Genomic DNA, 18,598 nt, shown 5'->3' on the forward strand with positions numbered 1-18,598 from the left:
GACCAGTATCCCGATCCCGGCTGGCCGTCCTGGCCGCCACATGAGGCATGTTCCGCGTCCTTGCAATACTGTGTTTACATACAGTCTATCGCTTAGCGGAAAGTTCTTTTACCCTCAGCCGAAATGCCTGCCGTTGCTAGACATTGCCAGCCAGTGCCCGTCACTCCCTGTCGTCTGGGCGTTCCTCTGGGCTAAACATCGACATGATCCGGCGCTTAATATCGCCGTCCTTGTTGACCAGCGTCTTGGTCACGAAGGCCGCGTATTCTTTGGCGTTGTCGTACCCTTTCCAGACCTCGTGGGGGTCAAGAGCGTAGGCGCAAACCCGCCCAGCGACTGGGATTCTGACCAAGGCGCGTTCTGTCTCAAGGTGGGGTTCTAGGGATTTTCCCCTCTAAAAAGACATAATCCTCTGTAGACCACACCAATAAATGGCTGCGGAGGTGGTTTACTTTCAGCTTGGAGCCTAATCATCCACTATCGGCCTTGTTATTTCGCCAATATTGGGCAATTTCCCAGTATTAGTGAAGTTATACGTTCCGCTTAAGTTGATATTTTGCCACGCAACGGGCGAAACAGCACGAGTGATACCCGCTTTCTCTTCATCTCCTCTCGCTTCAAAGTGTCCCAGAAGATGACTCAGTATCGCGGAGTTGAAGTAGATGATCGCGTTGGCAAGCAATCTTGCGCATTCATTCCAGATAGCGATTTCAGACTCGTTTTTGCCACGGAACTGATCACCATTCACCGACGCAATGGCTCGTCTAAGGAAGTGCCATGCTTCTCCCCGGTTCAGGGCACGTTGCACGTACTGCCGCAAACTGGCATCGTCGATGTAGTCAAGTAAATATTGCGCTTTAACCAGTCGATTATACTCCGTCAGAGCCTGTAATATGGCACTGTTGCAAAGTTAGCGATGAGGCAGCCTTTTGTCTTATTCAAAGGCCTTACATTTCAAAAACTCTGCTTACCAGGCGCATTTCGCCCAGGGGATCACCATAATAAAATGCTGAGGCCTGGCCTTTGCGTAGTGCACGCATCACCTCAATACCTTTGATGGTGGCGTAAGCCGTCTTCATGGATTTAAATCCCAGCGTGGCGCCGATTATCCGTTTCAGTTTGCCATGATCGCATTCAATCACGTTGTTCCGGTACTTAATCTGTCGGTGTTCAACGTCAGACGGGCACCGGCCTTCGCGTTTGAGCAGAGCAAGCGCGCGACCATAGGCGGGCGCTTTATCCGTGTTGATGAATCGCGGGATCTGCCACTTCTTCACGTTGTTGAGGATTTTACCCAGAAACCGGTATGCAGCTTTGCTGTTACGACGGGAGGAGAGATAAAAATCGACAGTGCGGCCCCGGCTGTCGACGGCCCGGTACAGATACGCCCAGCGGCCATTGACCTTCACGTAGGTTTCATCCATGTGCCACGGGCAAAGATCGGAAGGGTTACGCCAGTACCAGCGCAGCCGTTTTTCCATTTCAGGCGCATAACGCTGAACCCAGCGGTAAATCGTGGAGTGATCGACATTCACTCCGCGTTCAGCCAGCATCTCCTGCAGCTCACGGTAACTGATGCCGTATTTGCAGTACCAGCGTACGGCCCACAGAATGATGTCACGCTGAAAATGCCGGCCTTTGAATGGGTTCATGTGCAGCTCCATCAGCAAAAGGGGATGATAAGTTTATCACCACCGACTATTTGCAACAGTGCCCCCGAATCTGATATCATTATTCTGTACCAAGCGGCTTACGGAGGACGGGATGCTGCCCATTGAGACAACCAGACTGCCTTCTGATTATTAATATTTTTCGCTATTAATCAGAAGGAATAAACATGAATTTTACCAGAATTGATCTGAACACCTGGAACCGCAGAGAACATTTTGCTCTTTATCGTCAGCAGATAAAATGCGGATTCAGCCTGACCACAAAACTCGATATTACAGCTTTGCGTACCGCACTGGCGGAAACGGATTATAAATTTTATCCGGTGATGATTTATCTGATCTCCCGGGTTGTTAATCAGTTTCCGGAGTTCCGGATGGCAATGAAAGATAATGCACTGATTTACTGGGATCAGACCGATCCTGTATTTACTGTTTTTCATAAAGAGACTGAAACATTTTCTGCGCTCTTCTGCCGTTATTGTCCGGATATCAGTGAATTTATGGCGGGCTATAATGCGGTGATGGCAGAATATCAGCATAATACTGCATTGTTCCCGCAGGGAGCGTTACCAGAGAACCACCTGAATATATCATCATTACCCTGGGTGAGTTTTGACGGATTTAACCTGAATATCACCGGTAATGATGATTATTTTGCTCCGGTGTTTACTATGGCGAAGTTTCAGCAGGAAGATAACCGCGTATTATTACCTGTTTCTGTACAGGTACATCATGCCGTTTGTGATGGCTTTCATGCAGCCAGGTTTATTAATACACTTCAGATGATGTGTGATAACATACTGAAATAAGTTAATTAATACTTTATTTAAGCCACTGTATCCGGAAGGAATGGTGGCTTTTTTTTATCTTTTCGTCGTGATGTGTAATCTCGTTTCAGAATGGTTCAGGATCACTGTACGATAATGCTCCCGTAGTTTGGTAATATCCTTAATAAGAAAAAACAAGCAAAGACGAACAGCAATAGTAATAAAGAAAGCAGTAACAATAACAGTAATAAGTTAGTAACAACACCAGATGCAGTTATAACAATAATAGTATTTATAGTAATAGCACTTACAATAATAGTATTTACAACACCAGAAAGACTGCTGCGACAGTCGTTTTAAACAATACCAGAATGCTGTAAAAGCACCTGTAGTATTAACATTAGTATTAATACCAGTAGTAACACCAGTGAAAACATCATGATGGTATAGAAATATGCCTGAATATGTTTAATTAAACAATAAATAAACCGCCATGTATAACAGAAGATAATATTCTGGTTGGCATTCTTTCTGTTCAGTATAAACATATCGTCCGGCTTCATCAGGAAGGTATATAATAAGTTAAGCTGAACAGGTATATATTTTAGTTTTATTTTTTGATGTTATAAATAAAGTAAGACGATCTGCTAAGGAAGGTGCGATTTAATCGTCATATGTGAGAACATAAAGCTTTCTTTATCATGAGCTGTTTACAATGCCTGCCATTTCCAGCTATTCCTCCCGTAAATCCCGTTTTCTTGACCGTATGAATGTTCTGGTGCCGTGGCAGGATATTGCTGATAAGCTGCTTCACGTCTATCCGTCATCCCGTCGCGGCCGACGGCCTTTCCCCCTGGTGCTTATGCTCCGTATCCACTGCCTGCAACTCTGGTTTGACCTCAGTGACGGAGCGGCTGAAGACGCCCTGCATGATGTCCTGCCGTTCCGTCAATTTGCGGGGATCTGTGACACGGTGCCAGATCGCACAACCATCATGAATTTCCGCCATTTTCTGGAGAAACATCATGCAGGAGAACAGATACTGGCACTGATTAACCAGAAACTGAAGCAGGCCGGACTGATGTTACGTCAGGGCATCATTATCGATGCGACCATTATTTCCGCTCCCTGTTCCGTAAAAAATAAAGCCGGTCAACGGGATCCTGAAATGCATCAGACCCGCAAGGGAAATCAGTGGTACTTTGGTATGAAAGCTCATATTGCTGTTGATGCGGCCACAGGCTTGACGGAAAAAGTAGTGACCACGGCGGCAAATGTGCATGACCTGAATGCGGCGGATAGCCTGATTACGGAGCCGGTAGCAATTGTCTTCGCCGATGCCGGATATCGCGGGGCAGAAAAACGGGACTCTCTGACACATCGGGTTAAAGAGTGGTTTATTGCCAAAGGTCCTCATGCCGTAAAAAAGCTCAGACAGCATCCCCGGCTGAATAAGCAGGCGCTGCATGATGAATATGTGAAAGCAGGTATTAGGGCAAAGGTTGAGCATCCTTTCCGGATACTGAAGTGCCAGTTTGGTTTCAGCAAAACACGATTACGGGGACTGATGAAGAACCACAACCGGCTTTCAATGCTGTTTGCAATGTGCAATTTGGTGCGGGCGGGACAACTGGCGGGGATGTCGTGAAAATCATTGTAATATCAGTGGAGCAGTGACATTTTGCTTACCCTGAGTTGATGGGGGAGATTAAATATTGTCCAAACTGGGGTGCTTACTTTGCCGCGTAAGGAGGATATCCAGGCTCTGGATCGTCATGACTGATTAAATCGCACCTTCCCTAAGATCTGAAATCCTGATTTGCATTAGCCTGGCCGTATCTTCCAAACCCAATAATTGCTCCCAATAATCGCCAGATGCCCTAGAACGCCTTCCAATCTCTGACAATGCCTTTCCATCAATGGAACCCATTAAGCAACCTCCCTGGTAATTAAAGAGTGTTTACCATGTCAGCCGGTGACAATAGGCCGAGCAGCAGATCATAAGCCCAAGCCAACAAAGCGGCGGTGACTCCCATCATCACGAACCCCGGCAGCATTGAATAATCGGCACTGTTGCAAAGTTAGCGATGAGGCAGCCTTTTGTCTTATTCAAAGGCCTTACATTTCAAAAACTCTGCTTACCAGGCGCATTTCGCCCAGGGGATCACCATAATAAAATGCTGAGGCCTGGCCTTTGCGTAGTGCACGCATCACCTCAATACCTTTGATGGTGGCGTAAGCCGTCTTCATGGATTTAAATCCCAGCGTGGCGCCGATTATCCGTTTCAGTTTGCCATGATCGCATTCAATCACGTTGTTCCGGTACTTAATCTGTCGGTGTTCAACGTCAGACGGGCACCGGCCTTCGCGTTTGAGCAGAGCAAGCGCGCGACCATAGGCGGGCGCTTTATCCGTGTTGATGAATCGCGGGATCTGCCACTTCTTCACGTTGTTGAGGATTTTACCCAGAAACCGGTATGCAGCTTTGCTGTTACGACGGGAGGAGAGATAAAAATCGACAGTGCGGCCCCGGCTGTCGACGGCCCGGTACAGATACGCCCAGCGGCCATTGACCTTCACGTAGGTTTCATCCATGTGCCACGGGCAAAGATCGGAAGGGTTACGCCAGTACCAGCGCAGCCGTTTTTCCATTTCAGGCGCATAACGCTGAACCCAGCGGTAAATCGTGGAGTGATCGACATTCACTCCGCGTTCAGCCAGCATCTCCTGCAGCTCACGGTAACTGATGCCGTATTTGCAGTACCAGCGTACGGCCCACAGAATGATGTCACGCTGAAAATGCCGGCCTTTGAATGGGTTCATGTGCAGCTCCATCAGCAAAAGGGGATGATAAGTTTATCACCACCGACTATTTGCAACAGTGCCCAAAAAACACCTTTTTCATTTTCGCGTATCGAGGGGCGAATGTGTAACCAAAGAAATCTAATATAGCGAAGTTAACATTATTGGTACCATGCGTATCGGTCGATAAGGTATTAGGCTGTATATCTGAAGAGTTGTTATAGAGTAAGTCAAAAGCAAAGTGACCTTCATATTCGTTAGCGCCAATGACTTGCGTACTCACCGGAACATGACGTGGTCAACCAAAATTGACCAACCCAGTTAAGCTACTTTTTTCAATTTCTTCATGTCCGCCTCATATTGATTTGAAATTTCCATACTTTATCTAATTCATGTTTTTCTAAATTAGCTAAAATGCAACTCAGAAATGTCCAGAAGTGAGTTGTGTGGTGTCGAGTGGAGATTGTACGATTAAGCCCCTAAGTAATTAGTCCGTCAGTCTCCCTCGGTAATCAAATTAGTACATCTTAGCGATCAAATTGGTAAAAAATTAGACATGTAGATGAATGCCCACCTTAAAAAATAGACAGCGGGTTGGGCTGGGTGATTTTTCTGGTGTTAGACGCCAGCAACCCATGCGGCAGAATGGTTGCTCACTTACTCGTCTATTTTTAGCGGGAATTCTTAGCCAACTGTATGAGCTGTATGCGGATTTAAGCAGTCGAGTGATGCGCACTTTGGAGGAGATGGCACCACGAGTAGAGGTTTACTCCATTGACGAAGCGTTTTTGGACTTAACCGGTATTGAGTCTGCCATATCTCTTGTCGAGTTCGGACAACAAGTGCGAGAGCGCATAGGCCACTGGATTGGGATCACCGTCTGTGTAGGCATTGCACCGACTAAAACACTCGCCAAACTGGCAAACCATGCCGCTAAAAAGTATCCAGCCACTCAGGGCGTTGTAGACCTGACCAATCCAGAACGGCAACGTCGATTGCTCGCATTAGTTCCGGTTGATGATGTTTGGGGCGTTGGTAGACGGCTTTCTAAGCGTTTAAATGCGTTGGGTATCACCACAGCCTTAGATCTCGCCAATGCCTCTCCTAGAGCCATCAGAGACCAGTTTTCGGTGGTTTTAGAAAGAACCGTCAGAGAGCTCAATGGTGAGTCGTGCATTGAACTTGAAGAGATCCCGCCAACTAAGAAGCAAATCGTCTGTAGCCGTTCATTTGGCGCAAAAGTAACGCAATTTGAATTGTTACGTGAGGCCGTATGCGAATACGCAACCCGCGCCACTGAGAAGCTACGCAAAGAACAGCAGCAAGCCAAAGTGATGACCGTGTTTATACGAACCAGCCCCTTTAAGGACAACGAGCCGCAGTACAGCAATTCCGCATCCGGTGAGTTACTGATCCCCAGTTGCGATACGCGGGATTTTATCGAGCTGGCCAATCACTTACTCAAGCGAATTTGGAAGGATGGTTTTCGTTATGCCAAAGCGGGCGTCATGCTGTCTGACTTTTACGATCCTGGCATGTTTCAACCAGGACTATTCGATGACGTATCGACCCGCGCTAATAGCCAACAGTTAATGTCTGTATTGGACACCATTAACCAAAGTGGTGCCGGAAAGGTTTTCTTTGCTGGACAAGGTACGAAGAAAGATTGGTCGATGAAGCGAGAGCATTTGTCTCCCGCTTATACAACACGCTGGGACCAGTTACCACGAGTGAAGTAGCGCAGTTGACTCAATATGCATTCACTCTGCGACGCAGCATGTTGAGCTTATCAACCTGGCGTCGAATATCACTGAAGAATTCTTCTTTCTCCATGGCCAGCGCTAACTCCCATTCTTTGGCTAGACCTTGGCAGTCCAAAAATGCGTATCTCAGCTTCGTCTTTGATATACGCAGCCCCTTGCTAAAGACTACGCGCTTGCCTCGTTGACCGTGAAAACTGTTGATGTACCACTCTATGCCAAAGCCATACTTAAAGTCTCTGATACGGACACCAAGCAGACCCCAGTCTTTAAAGGGCTCATTCTCTCGAACCTTGTAATGGGTAACCCAAAAGTCATCAACTTCAGCTCGTGCCAGCGCTTTTAGCCTGTCTGTTTCTTGCTGAAGTAAATCTGATACCTCTGCTTTCCATTGTTCATTGACGATTTCTACCAAACCAATTTCCCCATCCAATTAACCCCAAAAGCCAAAACCACTATCCGTTTGGCTTTTGGATCGAAACGCCAAACGTAAAACTGCCGTAACAATCACTGTTTGGCGTCTCGATATAAATCAACTCGCGCAATCCCATACCTGACAAGGGATACAGCCCGATTTCACTTAAAAACGCCTAAAACGACGTATCGTCATGAAGATACAAACCGTTTGGCGAGTTCAGGCCAGAATGCAAACGACGTTTGGCGTCTCGATTTTTTTGACTAGGTCATCCGCCGCCAAACAGAGCCTATTCTCATACTTTTGCGAAAATGCAACAGGCAGATAGATGAAAGGATTTGTCACCTTTCTGCCCACCGCCAGTGCACCGAATCCTGATAATGACATTTGAGTGAACCGCCAGAGCACTTGGAAATGCCCAAGCGTGGCCAGTGCGGTTGATTGAAAACCGTTAGAGCACTTTGAGTGCACAGGAGATAAGTATGTTTGTACTAGGCGTAGATATCGGTTACTCAAACCTGAAGCTGGCAATTGGCCAATCAGGCAGTGAACCGAAAACCATTATTCTGCCTGCGGGTGCCGGTCCTGCGGATCGTATGCCAGAGCGTATCGGTGGAGGCGATGATGAAACTTGTTTGTATGTGTCAGTCGATAATGAGCGCTGGGCCGCTGGTGTTCCTGCTGGACGCCTTCAAGGCTGGGAACGAGAGCTTCACCCGGAATATCCCACCACAAAAACCTATAAGGCACTTTTTCATGCCGCCTTGTTAATGGCTGAAACAGAATCCATCGATTTGGTTGTCACTGGATTACCGGTTTCCCAGTTTCATGAACCACAACGTAAATCTGACCTTGTGAAGCGCCTAAAAGGTGTCCATCAAGTGACGCCTAAACGCAGCATCACCGTTCATGACGTCAAAGTGCTGCCGCAGCCTGCCGGTGCCTATATGGATCTAGTTCAAACAGGTGGTGATTTGGGCTTGATTGAAGAAGGTCGCGTCGTCGTCATAGATCCAGGCTTTTTTTCTGTTGACTGGGTTGCCCTTGAGGCCGGAGAAATTCGCTACAGCTCATCAGGAACCAGTCTTCAGGCAATGTCCGTGCTACTGGAAACCATCGATAAGCTGATTTCAGAAGATCACGGTGCCAAAGTCGGAATGGATCGACTTGAAAAAGCCATGAGAACTGGCGACTTACAGGTCCTGCTATTTGGAGAAAAAGTCGATATTTCACCTTATCTGAATGCTGCCATGAAAAAGGTAGCGCCTGTTGCTCTTACAGCCATGCGCCAATCCATGCGTGACGAAAGCATCAATGCGGACTTGGTATTGATCGCCGGAGGTGGAGCCATGGCTTATAAGGAAGCGGCCAAGGAGATTTTTTCACGAAGCAAGATAATCGTGCCGGAACAGTCTGTTTTGGCGAACGTCCGAGGCTTCTGGTTTTATGGGGCCTGATTATGAGAGTTGTCGTCAACATTCCCCCAGGGAGCCACCCTGAACTACTCAAAGAATTGGAAAAGACGCCGCCACGGGAACGCGCTGAGCGTCTGCGGATGCTGGCCACCTTTGGGTTAATTCAAATGAGCCAACCCAATCTATCCACGACATCTGCACCGGTGGATGGCCATGCACCAGATGGTGAAGTGACTTCTATGAGTACAGCGCCAGAACCCAAAGCAGAATCACGTAAACAATCATTAAAATCAAAACTAGGGCTGGGCTTATAACATGGCGTTATCAGTTAGCTGGCTCGATGCCAGGTTAAATAAAGAAGCAAAAGAAACCGTAGTAAAAGCCGACCGAGATGGGCTAAGTGCTCGGGTATCACCCAAGGGCAAAATTGTTTTTCAGTTTCGTTATCGTTTCGATGGCAAGCAACAACGGGTAGACATAGGTACTTACCCACTTATGAAGCTTGCTGAAGCCAGGAATGAGCTAGATAGGTTAAGGGCAGTACTTGATCAAGGCCGAAACCCCAAGCTCTACCTACAGCAAGAACGGGCCAAGTATTCTGCCAATCAAAGCTTCGAATCGATTTTTCGAGACTGGATAGACTCTGCCGGTAAGCAAGGGCTAAAGGAGAAAACGTGGCACTACCAAAAACGCAGCAGTGAAATATATTTGCTGCCCCGACTTGGTAAGTACCCATTAACTGACATCAATGAATTGTCCTTAAGAAACTGTCTTCGTGAGGTTTCGGAAGCGTCTCCGTCAAACACAGAACGTCTAGTGTCTGTGCTGCATAAGTTTTATGACTGGCTGATAGATGAACAGATTTTGGAAATTAACGCTGCCGCTGGGATCACTGCAAAGAAGGTCGGCGGTAAGAAAGGCAAACGAACTCGGGTGCTAAATGACAACGAGATCAGGATACTTTGGCGCTATTTGCATGAGTCAAAAATCACTGAGAAGAATCGCATCTACATAAAACTGCTTCTCTTATTGGGAGGGCGCAAGGGCGAACTCATTCAAGCTGAAAAGCATCACTTTGACTTGCAATCTGCAATGTGGACAGTGCCCATAGAGATCCGCAAACAAGGTGAGAAAATTGGAGCGCCGATCATGCGGCCATTGATTAAGCCAGCTATTGAGCTGATTGAACTAGCGATGCAGATGAGCAAATCAACTTACTTGTTTCCCGCGAACGGACAAGAAGAGCTTGCCACAAATGGCTTTGATACCACTATTCCTAACAATGTGAAAATCTGGGCTCGCAGATCGCTTAGTGTTGAGATGGAACATTGGTCTATGCATGATCTTCGCAGAACGATGCGAACGCGAATGTCAGCCATCACCACGCAAGAAGTTGCCGAGTTGATGATTGGCCACAGCAAAAAAGGGTTGGATGCTATCTACAACCAATATCAGTACCTGGATGAAATGCGTCATGCTTACGACGTTTGGTATCAACAGCTAGAGACCATCATCGAGCCGACAGGCTTTTCATTCAACTGGCGTTTCGGACAATAAAATAAAAGAAAGAGGCTCAGTCCTCTTTCTTCTCATACTCCTCCAAGTCTTCAATGTGCCACAGCTTGTTTCGTGTATTTCGGTTGATGCGAGGTTGCGGCAAGCTGCCATCTTTTATTCTTCGCCAGAGCGTCGTATAGCTAATGTGGTAACGAGCCATCACTTCGTAAGATGTTAGAAAAGGGGTTGCCTGGTGCGCTACTGCTGTCATCTGCATTCTCCTGAAAATCAATGTAAAGCTATCATCGCCTGATTCATCACTAGTTGATGGTCAGAAAGATGCATGATTTGTTCAGAAGATCAGCCTTATCGAAACACAAATGTTGCTATTAGGTACTTTTCAGCTCAAACCTATGAATAACAAGGGCTACAAGGCGGTTTGTGTCATGAATAGCAATCAACATGCCTAACGAGAAAAATTTGTACACACTGTTTGTACACTCGCAACGATGACACATCAAAAACCACAATGACGAACCCTTTAAATTCATAAGCTTACAAACATAAAACTAGAGATGATCGCATTTATTCCGCTTTTGTAATGTCGAAACCAAAGTACCAAAAGCAGAAGGCACTTTCTTCATCAAACCCAGTAACCACAAGGCCTACAGCCAGATTTGTGTCATGGAATTTTCGCCAAAGGCCTCTAAAACGGAATTTGTACTCAAGTTTGTACACACTTTCCGAGGTTACGCTTGAACATCATTGAAAAGCAAAGAAACGAGAAAAAGACAAAAAGCCTTTAAATTCAGTACGTAGAGATGTGATTGTGGTGTGCAATGAAAGGTGGTTTTAAGCGTTGAAAGGCTGGGCGGCATCAGGGTGAGAAATAATAGCGAACGTTCTGCGCTTAGACACTTCGCCTAAAAAAAGGGGATTTGACATTAGTTAATCTTCTAAATTACTTTCATGCTCACAAAATAGGCAAGCATATCTACTATTCGATATTGTGCGGTATTCTCGCTTATTATCGCTGTGCTAGCAAACTGGAAAGACATGAACTGAATTTACTCGGCTCACCAGCCTTTACCTGCAACTAACAAGGGAAAGCCAGATCCACACAAAGAGATGTAAAAATTCAAAAAATTATTATTACATATTCAAAAGCCTCGAATCCGGATACGCATTTAAAGCATAAGTGTTGATGAGGTAATTAGTAACGGCCTAAAACTAACTCAAAAATAAGTAACTCATGATAATGGCGTCTTCCTTACCATTTCCCGATTTAGCTGGGTAATAGTTGTAACGACGGTCCACTTCATTAAAACCTGCTTGCTCATAAATATGGATAGCTGGGTGATTACTTTCACGCACTTCTAACCAAGCACTCTCTGCTTTGGCTTGTTCACAGTATTCAATAAACGCGTCCAGCAATTTTTGCCCTAGCCCTCTGCCCTGTTGAGAAGGCGCTACTGCAATATTTAATAGTGTCACTTCTCCAACAATATTCTGTCCATAGAAGTAACCAACCACTTGAGAGCCTTCCAGCATCACGTGATGGCAAGCACCGCGACTGGATAAGTCACGAACCAAAGATTCGGCCCAAGGGTGAGAATGTGCTTGCTGCTCGATTTGCCAAACTTGGTCGAGGTGCTCTGCACGCATCGGCGTAATTTCAATTGTCACGCATTAGCTCCGTTAAGAAGAGTACGAACAGATTTGTTGCCACAATGCGCGGCGCTGTTCGTTATTACCATCAATATCTTGTAATAGTGGCGAGGTCAGGTGCTTTGCCTTGATGCTTTGATCAGCCTCACAGCCTGCAAACCACACCCACTCTAGCTGATGTTCACCCAGCATGGATAAGCGCTCAGGCTCTAGGTGTAGCGCATCATCAAGCGTGAGCTTAATGCTTTTTAATACGCGCTCAAACATCAATGCCGTCTCGTTTTCTGGACATATTGGCGATACCAATAGGAGTTTACATGAACTTTGCAAATCCAATAATGGCGATTGATAGCCTTCCAGTCTTTCAGGGTGTACCAGCTCCCATGTGCTGATCCCCATTTCACGTAAATACTGTTTCTCGTTAATTGACATTTTCCGTCACCTATTTGAACGAGGGCAATCCTATCAAATTATCGCGATTATACCTAAAGGACTTCAAGGAACACCTGAACACAATGAGATGATTTGGATATTCCTGAACATAGCGTTTTGCCAACGGCCACACATTGGGTATGACATATGAGGTACATTATGAAATTCTTAAATACGCTACTACTTTGCACACTGGTAGCCGCCACCAGCGTGAGTGTTTTTGCTAATAACAGCGATGAGTGGGAGCTGATTGCAACGAAAACCGTTAACTTTCATACAGAAACAGATACCGTGACACCAAATAGCCTATTCCGAAACCGAAGCTTCAGTAAAATAAAACTAAAATGTGTGCAAGGAACGGTAGACATGAATGGTTTAAAAGTCGTCATGACAGATGGTAGTGAGAAAAAGCTTTCCTCTATGGGCGTACTAACAAGCGGATTGTCGACTCGTGCCTGGAGCCTTCCAGGTACAAAAGAAGCCAAGCTAAAACGGATTGAAATGACTTACAGTAGCTGGGGAAGCACAAAACTTAGCCTGCTAGGGGTAAGTAAAAAAGCGAAAATAGAGGTCTGGGGCAAAAAGAAAAGTAACCAGTCATCCTAACCTCCCTATCTCAGTTTTCAGTGAATAAGAAAGAAGCCCACTTAGTCGTGGGCTTCTTTCATTTACAGTTCAGAGAACTCTGGCGCATAGTCTATGCGTCCGGAGCGTCCAGCACATTGACCTTCGACCAACTCTGCGACTCGAAATGCACCTTTAGGGACATCCCAAGCACATTCAAAGCCCACCTCGTCGCATGATTGAAAACCCTGGCGCGCGTAATAATCAGGATCGCCCAACACCACACACACTGGATAGCCAAAATCACGCAGTGAATCAAAACCTTCTTTGATCAACTCTGCAGCGATGCCTTGGCGACGGTAATCTTCATGAACAGTTAATGGCGCTAGCCCTTGCCATGACAAATCTTCACCATTTAAGGTCACAGGGCTAAATAAAGCATGGCCTATCACCTCTCCCTCATCTGTACACGCGACTAAGGAAAGCGTGAATTTGCTGTTTTCGCGCAAACGCATCACAAGCTCAGCTTCAGCTTCCGTCGGGAAGGCGTGTTTCAATAAGCGGTCAATGGTAAGAATGTCCGCTGGGGCTTCAGTTCGAATAAGCATTCGCTACTCCGGTTGGTTGTGCAGGCGCTTGAACTCCTTTCTGAACAAAATCAGCCAATTGATTCAAAGCGACTTGCATTGCTTTCGGTAACTGCTCTAAGTCGACACTGTCCATTAAGTTTTTCACTTCTAAGCCAAGCTCAGTATCACCTTCAATTGAAAGGCGACGTTGGAAGAACAGTGTGTCAGGGTCTTCTTTACGACCAGCAATCAGTACTAGGTCGTTTAGATTACCACTAAAACTCACATCTTCCTGAACTGGTTTTTCAGCTACCACCAATTTTTCGTCTTGATAGCTGATGTACCATGCTAAGTTCAAGTCTTTAATCGCAACTTTTAACCACTTATCTTCAAGGAACTCAAAGTCACCATCTTCCAAGGCTTCTTTAAACACCATTTTTAGCCCTTCCAGCAACGCTTTTTGCTGAATTGGCTGTGGTAATAACTGGACTGGAGAACGCAAAATATTAGCTGCGTTCTTTACTAGTTGACTGCGAATCTTGTTTAACACGTTCATTATCCGTTACTTTGTCATTAGGTTGCTTATATTAAGCAATCGTGGCGATGAGATTACTGTTATGTATCAATAAAGTGCTTATTTTAGATTGGTGGTTTATTGCTCACTAACGCTTCTTTTTTTGAACTTACGTGTATTATTGATGCGAACAGGTGGATAAACACTTTTACAACCGTATTTTCAAAGTTATAGTTATCTGAGCGTATCCATGTGATTGTCGACTGCACAGCTAAAACCGCGAGCCCTTTAATGGCAAGTAACACTTTGGCTTGGTGGTAGATCGCCGCAGGCTTATCAGGGTGTCGCTTTTTATACACGGACGAATAATCTGGCTCATTGGAGATCGGTAATACCCTAATGCCTTCCCAGCAATTAAAACATTGGTTTGCCACGCTAACCTCAAATAGCCCTTTCTTCTTTGCCATTCTTGATAAAAAACACAATTATCGAATGGTAAGTGACCGTTACTGCGATATCGCAGGTTTAAGTCATGAGGAAATCGTCGGCTTAAACGATTGCCAAGTGCTGGGTGAACAGTTTTATAAGAAGCTTGCACCATACTATCAGCGCGCGTTCAAAGGGGCACATGTCGAAGCCGAAATCACGCTCGATGAAACCGACCTTGAAACCAGTCTTCACTTTAGTCTTTCGCCAGTTTTTGAAGGTAACGACATTCGCTTTGTTGTTTTTCACGCTGTCGATACTTCAGAAAAGCAGATACTCGTTCGCTCCTTAGAAGAGTCCGAAAGTAAGTTTGCGAAGTTAACACAACTGCTACCAGACGGCTTACTGCTTATCGAAGATGATATTGTCATCTCTGCGAACCCCGCATCAGCGCGCCTTCTCGGACTTAACTCTCCTCATGAATTGTTGGGCGAAGAGCTAAGTCGTTTATTCATCGATGAAAACAGTAAAAAGGTATTTAGTCATCGATTGAGTACATTAATTTCTGACAAACCTTTTGTCTGCTTAACCAGCGCAAGATGCGGCTTTGAACGGAAAGTTCAGCTACACGCGGATTCCACGGCGATATTAGGTAGCGAATCTCAAATTATCCTAATCCAAGATGCTGATGATGCGCCCAAAAACCTGTCTTCTGCATCGAATGAAGACATACACATTGACTCGCTCACCAAACTCTACAACCGCTTTGGCTTCACCAAACGTTTGGAACAGCTGATCAAAAAGCAAACACCGCTTCTGGTGTTCTATTTGGATATCGATAACTTCAAAAACATTAATGACTCACTTGGTCACCATATTGGCGATAAAGTGATTCAAGAGGTATCGGCCCGTCTTAAACGGTTACTGCCAAACCAAGCGATTATTGGTCATTTGGGTGGCGATGAGTTTGGTGTCATTCTGCCGGAGCCAGAAAATACCCGCATGGCTGAAATTTTGTCCGATCGCATTATCTCGTTGATCAACCAGCCTTTCGATTTACACCACTTCAGCAAACGCCTTGCCTGTTCAATTGGTAGCGTTCGATACCCTGAAGACGGACAAGATGCGCGAATCCTACTCCAAAATGCCGATACTGCGATGTATGAAGCCAAAGATCGTGGTAGAAATCGTCTGATCAAATTTAACGATCAAATGAACAAAGAAGCGCGTATGCGTTTGTGGCTTGAAATCGAACTGCAAAAAGCATTGCAGCAGAACGGTTTGGAAGTGTGGTATCAACCTAAGGTTAACGCGCGAGACTTCAGTATCAACGGCGCAGAAGCGCTCGTTCGTTGGAAGCATCCAGTCGAAGGGTACATTAGTCCTGGCTCATTCATTCCTGTCGCCGAGCGCGCTGGGTTAATCGAACACCTTGGACGTGTCGTGATGCGTGATGTTTTCAATACGGTAAAACGTTGGAAGCAACAAAGCATACTGCCAGGCCGTGTCGCCATCAACCTCTCTCCCGAGCAATTTGGCAACCCACAGCTGATCGACTTTATGGAAAAGCTGCTTCGCACTACCGAGCTTGATCCAAGCTGCATTACCTTCGAGCTAACCGAAAGTGCCGTGATGAGTGATAGCGAACATACACTGCAAATGTTGAATGCGATTAAAAAGCTTGGCTTCGCTCTCTCTATCGATGACTTTGGTACCGGCTACTCTTCTCTTTCCTACTTAGCGCGTTTCCCTATTGACGAGCTAAAAATCGACCGCGCTTTTATTAATGATATCGACACACTACCGAAACAAGTCACTGTGATTGAAAACATCATTAACCTAGGTAAGTCGCTCGACTTAACTGTCGTTGCCGAGGGGGTGGAAACCCACCAGCAAGCGACCCTGCTCTCTAACCTTCAATGTAATGCGATTCAAGGATTCCATTTTTATCGCCCGCAGCCAAAACATGAAATTGAAGAGCTGTTTGTACAGAATCGTCGTCACAAGAACTAACCCCGACCCGATACCCTTACTCGCAAGGGGTAAATATCGACTTTATTGAGCTAAACCTAACTTAGGTCAATTTCGCTATTCATAATTCTTCATAAAATGCGGACACCTTTTTATTCTCAATGATTGTGAGCATATGGAACTCTTGTGTCCCGCGGGTAACCTGCCTGCGTTAAAAACTGCGATTGATTGCGGTGCCGATGCCGTCTACATTGGTTTCAAAGATGATACCAACGCCCGTCACTTTGCTGGCCTCAACTTTAACGGCAAGAAATTAGAAAAAGCGGTGCAATACGTTCATGACCGCAATAAAAAAATTCATGTCGCGTTGAATACCTTCGCTCATCCCAATGGCTTCGAGCGCTGGACGAACGCAGTAGACAATGCAGCGGCACTGGGTGTAGACGCGCTGATTGTTGCAGACATTGCAGTGCTGGAGTACGCGGCTCGCAAATATCCCCATCTGGAACTACACCTTTCAGTGCAAGCATCAGCGACCAACGTCGCAGCCATTGATTTTTACAAACAAAACTTCAACGTAAAACGGGTAGTGCTACCCCGCGTTTTATCGATTCATCAGGTCAAACAGCTCTCACGCAACATCACTAGCGATGTCGAGTTAGAAGTCTTTGCTTTTGGTAGCCTTTGTATCATGTCTGAAGGTCGCTGCTACCTATCGTCATACATGACAGGTGAGTCTCCAAACACTGTGGGAGCATGCTCTCCAGCTAAGTACGTTCGCTGGCAAGAAACAGAAAATGGTCTGGAATCCCGCCTTAACAACATTTTGATCGATCGCTACAGCGCCGGTGAAAATGCGGGCTACCCTACCTTGTGTAAAGGTCGTTTCGAAGCAGAAATCGAAGGCGAGAAAAAACGCTACCACGCACTGGAAGAACCAACCAGTTTGAACACCCTCTCTATGCTGCCAGAACTATTTGCTGCAAATGTGGCTTCCGTAAAAATTGAGGGTCGCCAACGTAGCCCTGCTTACGTAGAACAAGTCACTCGAACATGGCGAGCCGCGATTGACCGTTACCAAGCAAACCCAGAAGCTTACCAAGTCGAAGCGGCTTGGGATGCCGCATTGGCAAACGTGTCTGAAGGTACGCAGACCACACTTGGTGCTTATCACCGCAAATGGCAGTAGAGGTTAAGATGGATAATTCAATGAAATACGCGCTTGGCCCGCTGTTGTACTTCTGGCCAAAACAAGACATCGAAGCGTTTTATGAACAAGCGAAATCAAGCTCCGCGGACATCATCTATCTTGGGGAAACCGTATGTTCAAAACGTCGAGAAATGAAGCCTTCGCATTGGCTTGAAATCGCAAAAGAGCTGTCTGCATCTGGCAAGCAAGTGGTGCTATCAACGATGGCACTACTAGAAGCTCCGAGTGAAGTAAACATAATGAAGAAGTACATCGACAACGGTGACTTCGCGATTGAGGCAAATGACGTATCTGCTGTTCAATTGGCATCAGAGCATAAAGTGCCTTTCGTCGTTGGTCCTGCAATCAATACTTATAACGCACACACGCTCAACTTATTTTTGAAGCAAGGTATGATGCGTTGGTGCATGCCTGTCGAGCTCTCTCGCGAATGGTTAAACGATACTTTAGTTCAGTGTGACGAGCTTGGTATTCGTAACAAGTTTGAAGTTGAGGTATTTAGCCACGGTTATTTGCCTTTAGCGTATTCCGCTCGCTGTTTCACAGCCCGAGCTGAAAACCGAGCGAAAGACGATTGCGAAACCTGCTGTATCAAATACCCTACGGGAATCCAGGTCAGTAGCCAAGAAGGGCAAGAAGTCTTTAACCTTAACGGCATTCAAACACAATCAGGGTATTGTTATAACCTGATCAATGACTTACCAAGTATGCAAGGCCTGGTTGATGTGGTCCGATTAAGCCCTCTCGGTGTGAGTACACTTTCTGAGTTAGAGCATTTTCGCTCAAACGAGCACGGCGACAACCCTGAAAAACTTGAAAGCCGCCAATGCAATGGCTATTGGCATCAGCTAGCTGGCTTAGAAGTAAAAAACATTTAGCTCCCCAAAAAAGAAAAGCGAGGCCCAACCTCGCTTTTCT

18 protein-coding genes and 3 pseudogenes are annotated in these 18,598 nt (G+C 45.9%); 10 read left to right on the forward strand and 11 right to left on the reverse strand.

Translation table 11 applies throughout. The features are described from left to right. Positions 1-466 precede the first annotated feature (466 nt). Together R8N28_RS20875 and R8N28_RS20880 are read right to left on the reverse strand one after the other, a co-directional pair. A pseudogene (locus tag R8N28_RS20875) lies at positions 467-892 on the reverse strand (Tn3 family transposase); the annotation flags it as partial. Between the two features lie 55 nt (positions 893-947). Further along, on the reverse strand, positions 948-1,652 hold the full coding sequence (locus R8N28_RS20880; RefSeq protein ID WP_001067855.1) for an IS6-like element IS26 family transposase: 705 nt from the start codon (positions 1,650-1,652) through the stop codon (positions 948-950). Between the two features lie 185 nt (positions 1,653-1,837). Between R8N28_RS20880 and R8N28_RS20885 the strand changes: the two genes are divergently transcribed. Together R8N28_RS20885 and R8N28_RS20890 are read left to right on the forward strand one after the other, a co-directional pair. After that, positions 1,838-2,479: a type A-2 chloramphenicol O-acetyltransferase CatII gene (locus R8N28_RS20885; RefSeq protein ID WP_011751353.1), complete on the forward strand. Its 642-nt coding sequence runs from the start codon at positions 1,838-1,840 to the stop codon at positions 2,477-2,479. Between the two features lie 673 nt (positions 2,480-3,152). Next, a complete protein-coding gene (locus tag R8N28_RS20890) occupies positions 3,153-4,085 on the forward strand; it encodes an IS5-like element ISKpn13 family transposase (RefSeq protein ID WP_004235553.1) in 933 nt (310 codons plus the stop codon). A 470-nt stretch (positions 4,086-4,555) separates the two neighbouring features. Here R8N28_RS20890 and R8N28_RS20895 read toward each other — a convergent pair whose 3' ends face one another. Continuing rightward, complete coding sequence (locus tag R8N28_RS20895) at positions 4,556-5,260, reverse strand: IS6-like element IS26 family transposase (RefSeq protein WP_001067855.1); 705 nt, start codon at positions 5,258-5,260, stop codon at positions 4,556-4,558. 70 nt (positions 5,261-5,330) lie between these two features. Continuing rightward, a pseudogene (locus R8N28_RS20900) lies at positions 5,331-5,531 on the reverse strand (Tn3 family transposase); the annotation flags it as partial. A gap of 274 nt (positions 5,532-5,805) precedes the next feature. Here R8N28_RS20900 and umuC point away from each other — a divergent pair. Next, positions 5,806-6,978, forward strand: a complete 1,173-nt coding sequence (gene umuC, locus R8N28_RS20905) for a translesion error-prone DNA polymerase V subunit UmuC (protein WP_001142611.1) — start codon at positions 5,806-5,808, stop codon at positions 6,976-6,978. A gap of 10 nt (positions 6,979-6,988) precedes the next feature. Here umuC and mobI read toward each other — a convergent pair whose 3' ends face one another. Next, a complete protein-coding gene (gene mobI / locus R8N28_RS20910; RefSeq protein WP_000348526.1) occupies positions 6,989-7,432 on the reverse strand; it encodes a conjugative transfer protein MobI(A/C) in 444 nt (147 codons plus the stop codon). Positions 7,433-7,896: 464 nt separating this feature from the next. Here mobI and R8N28_RS20915 point away from each other — a divergent pair, with 464 nt between their 5' ends. From R8N28_RS20915 to R8N28_RS20925, 3 genes are read left to right on the forward strand one after another with little or no spacing between them, the layout of a single operon-like run. Continuing rightward, entirely contained in the window at positions 7,897-8,871 is a 975-nt protein-coding gene (locus R8N28_RS20915) for a ParM/StbA family protein (RefSeq protein WP_000497805.1), read from the forward strand. A gap of 2 nt (positions 8,872-8,873) precedes the next feature. After that, the gene (locus R8N28_RS20920; RefSeq protein ID WP_049874722.1) at positions 8,874-9,143 is read left to right on the forward strand and encodes a hypothetical protein; all 270 of its coding nucleotides are present in this window, start codon (positions 8,874-8,876) and stop codon (positions 9,141-9,143) included. A gap of 1 nt (position 9,144) precedes the next feature. After that, positions 9,145-10,386, forward strand: coding sequence for a tyrosine-type recombinase/integrase (locus tag R8N28_RS20925; RefSeq protein ID WP_008845652.1), 1,242 nt, complete (start codon positions 9,145-9,147; stop codon positions 10,384-10,386). 16 nt (positions 10,387-10,402) lie between these two features. Here R8N28_RS20925 and R8N28_RS20930 read toward each other — a convergent pair whose 3' ends face one another. The 4 genes and pseudogenes from R8N28_RS20930 to R8N28_RS20940 form a co-directional block, all read right to left on the reverse strand. Continuing rightward, a complete protein-coding gene (locus R8N28_RS20930; RefSeq protein ID WP_040523226.1) occupies positions 10,403-10,597 on the reverse strand; it encodes a helix-turn-helix transcriptional regulator in 195 nt (64 codons plus the stop codon). Between the two features lie 596 nt (positions 10,598-11,193). Then, a pseudogene (locus R8N28_RS27480) lies at positions 11,194-11,271 on the reverse strand (peptide chain release factor 3); the annotation flags it as partial. Positions 11,272-11,556: 285 nt separating this feature from the next. Next, entirely contained in the window at positions 11,557-12,012 is a 456-nt protein-coding gene (rimI, locus tag R8N28_RS20935; protein WP_005380122.1) for a ribosomal protein S18-alanine N-acetyltransferase, read from the reverse strand. 12 nt (positions 12,013-12,024) lie between these two features. After that, positions 12,025-12,426, reverse strand: coding sequence for a DNA polymerase III subunit psi (locus R8N28_RS20940; RefSeq protein ID WP_005380121.1), 402 nt, complete (start codon positions 12,424-12,426; stop codon positions 12,025-12,027). 159 nt (positions 12,427-12,585) lie between these two features. On the opposite strand from R8N28_RS20940, the gene R8N28_RS20945 reads away from it, so the two are divergent. Further along, complete coding sequence (locus R8N28_RS20945) at positions 12,586-13,032, forward strand: hypothetical protein (protein ID WP_005380120.1); 447 nt, start codon at positions 12,586-12,588, stop codon at positions 13,030-13,032. A gap of 62 nt (positions 13,033-13,094) precedes the next feature. Here R8N28_RS20945 and R8N28_RS20950 read toward each other — a convergent pair whose 3' ends face one another. After that, positions 13,095-13,598 carry a GNAT family N-acetyltransferase gene (locus R8N28_RS20950; protein ID WP_065274793.1) on the reverse strand — a complete coding sequence of 168 codons (504 nt, stop codon included), beginning with the start codon at positions 13,596-13,598 and terminating at the stop codon, positions 13,095-13,097. Then, positions 13,582-14,109, reverse strand: a complete 528-nt coding sequence (gene ubiT / locus R8N28_RS20955; RefSeq protein WP_005394645.1) for a ubiquinone anaerobic biosynthesis accessory factor UbiT — start codon at positions 14,107-14,109, stop codon at positions 13,582-13,584. Before ubiT ends, R8N28_RS20950 begins: the two co-directional genes overlap by 17 nt. A gap of 363 nt (positions 14,110-14,472) precedes the next feature. Here ubiT and R8N28_RS20960 point away from each other — a divergent pair, with 363 nt between their 5' ends. The 3 genes from R8N28_RS20960 (at position 14,473) to R8N28_RS20970 (ending at position 18,558) form a co-directional block, all read left to right on the forward strand. Next, entirely contained in the window at positions 14,473-16,512 is a 2,040-nt protein-coding gene (locus R8N28_RS20960; protein WP_065274794.1) for a bifunctional diguanylate cyclase/phosphodiesterase, read from the forward strand. A gap of 133 nt (positions 16,513-16,645) precedes the next feature. After that, positions 16,646-17,659 (forward strand): ubiquinone anaerobic biosynthesis protein UbiU, encoded by a 1,014-nt coding sequence (gene ubiU / locus R8N28_RS20965; protein ID WP_065274795.1) that lies wholly within the window; start codon positions 16,646-16,648, stop codon positions 17,657-17,659. A 20-nt stretch (positions 17,660-17,679) separates the two neighbouring features. After that, the gene (locus tag R8N28_RS20970; protein WP_065275085.1) at positions 17,680-18,558 is read left to right on the forward strand and encodes a U32 family peptidase; all 879 of its coding nucleotides are present in this window, start codon (positions 17,680-17,682) and stop codon (positions 18,556-18,558) included. The last annotated feature ends 40 nt before the right edge of the window (positions 18,559-18,598 follow it).

Source organism: Vibrio sp. Vb1554 (genome assembly GCF_033344235.1).

Coding starts and splice junctions, on each gene's coding strand:
- R8N28_RS20880 (WP_001067855.1), bottom strand. CDS start 1,652: ATGAACCCATTCAAAGGCCGGCATTTTCAGCGTGACATCATTCTGTGG.
- R8N28_RS20885 (WP_011751353.1), top strand. CDS start 1,838: ATGAATTTTACCAGAATTGATCTGAACACCTGGAACCGCAGAGAACAT.
- R8N28_RS20890 (WP_004235553.1), top strand. CDS start 3,153: ATGCCTGCCATTTCCAGCTATTCCTCCCGTAAATCCCGTTTTCTTGAC.
- R8N28_RS20895 (WP_001067855.1), bottom strand. CDS start 5,260: ATGAACCCATTCAAAGGCCGGCATTTTCAGCGTGACATCATTCTGTGG.
- umuC (WP_001142611.1), top strand. CDS start 5,806: ATGCCCACCTTAAAAAATAGACAGCGGGTTGGGCTGGGTGATTTTTCT.
- R8N28_RS20915 (WP_000497805.1), top strand. CDS start 7,897: ATGTTTGTACTAGGCGTAGATATCGGTTACTCAAACCTGAAGCTGGCA.
- R8N28_RS20920 (WP_049874722.1), top strand. CDS start 8,874: ATGAGAGTTGTCGTCAACATTCCCCCAGGGAGCCACCCTGAACTACTC.
- R8N28_RS20925 (WP_008845652.1), top strand. CDS start 9,145: ATGGCGTTATCAGTTAGCTGGCTCGATGCCAGGTTAAATAAAGAAGCA.
- R8N28_RS20930 (WP_040523226.1), bottom strand. CDS start 10,597: ATGACAGCAGTAGCGCACCAGGCAACCCCTTTTCTAACATCTTACGAA.
- R8N28_RS20940 (WP_005380121.1), bottom strand. CDS start 12,426: ATGTCAATTAACGAGAAACAGTATTTACGTGAAATGGGGATCAGCACA.
- R8N28_RS20945 (WP_005380120.1), top strand. CDS start 12,586: ATGAAATTCTTAAATACGCTACTACTTTGCACACTGGTAGCCGCCACC.
- R8N28_RS20950 (WP_065274793.1), bottom strand. CDS start 13,598: ATGCTTATTCGAACTGAAGCCCCAGCGGACATTCTTACCATTGACCGC.
- R8N28_RS20960 (WP_065274794.1), top strand. CDS start 14,473: ATGCCTTCCCAGCAATTAAAACATTGGTTTGCCACGCTAACCTCAAAT.
- ubiU (WP_065274795.1), top strand. CDS start 16,646: ATGGAACTCTTGTGTCCCGCGGGTAACCTGCCTGCGTTAAAAACTGCG.
- R8N28_RS20970 (WP_065275085.1), top strand. CDS start 17,680: ATGAAATACGCGCTTGGCCCGCTGTTGTACTTCTGGCCAAAACAAGAC.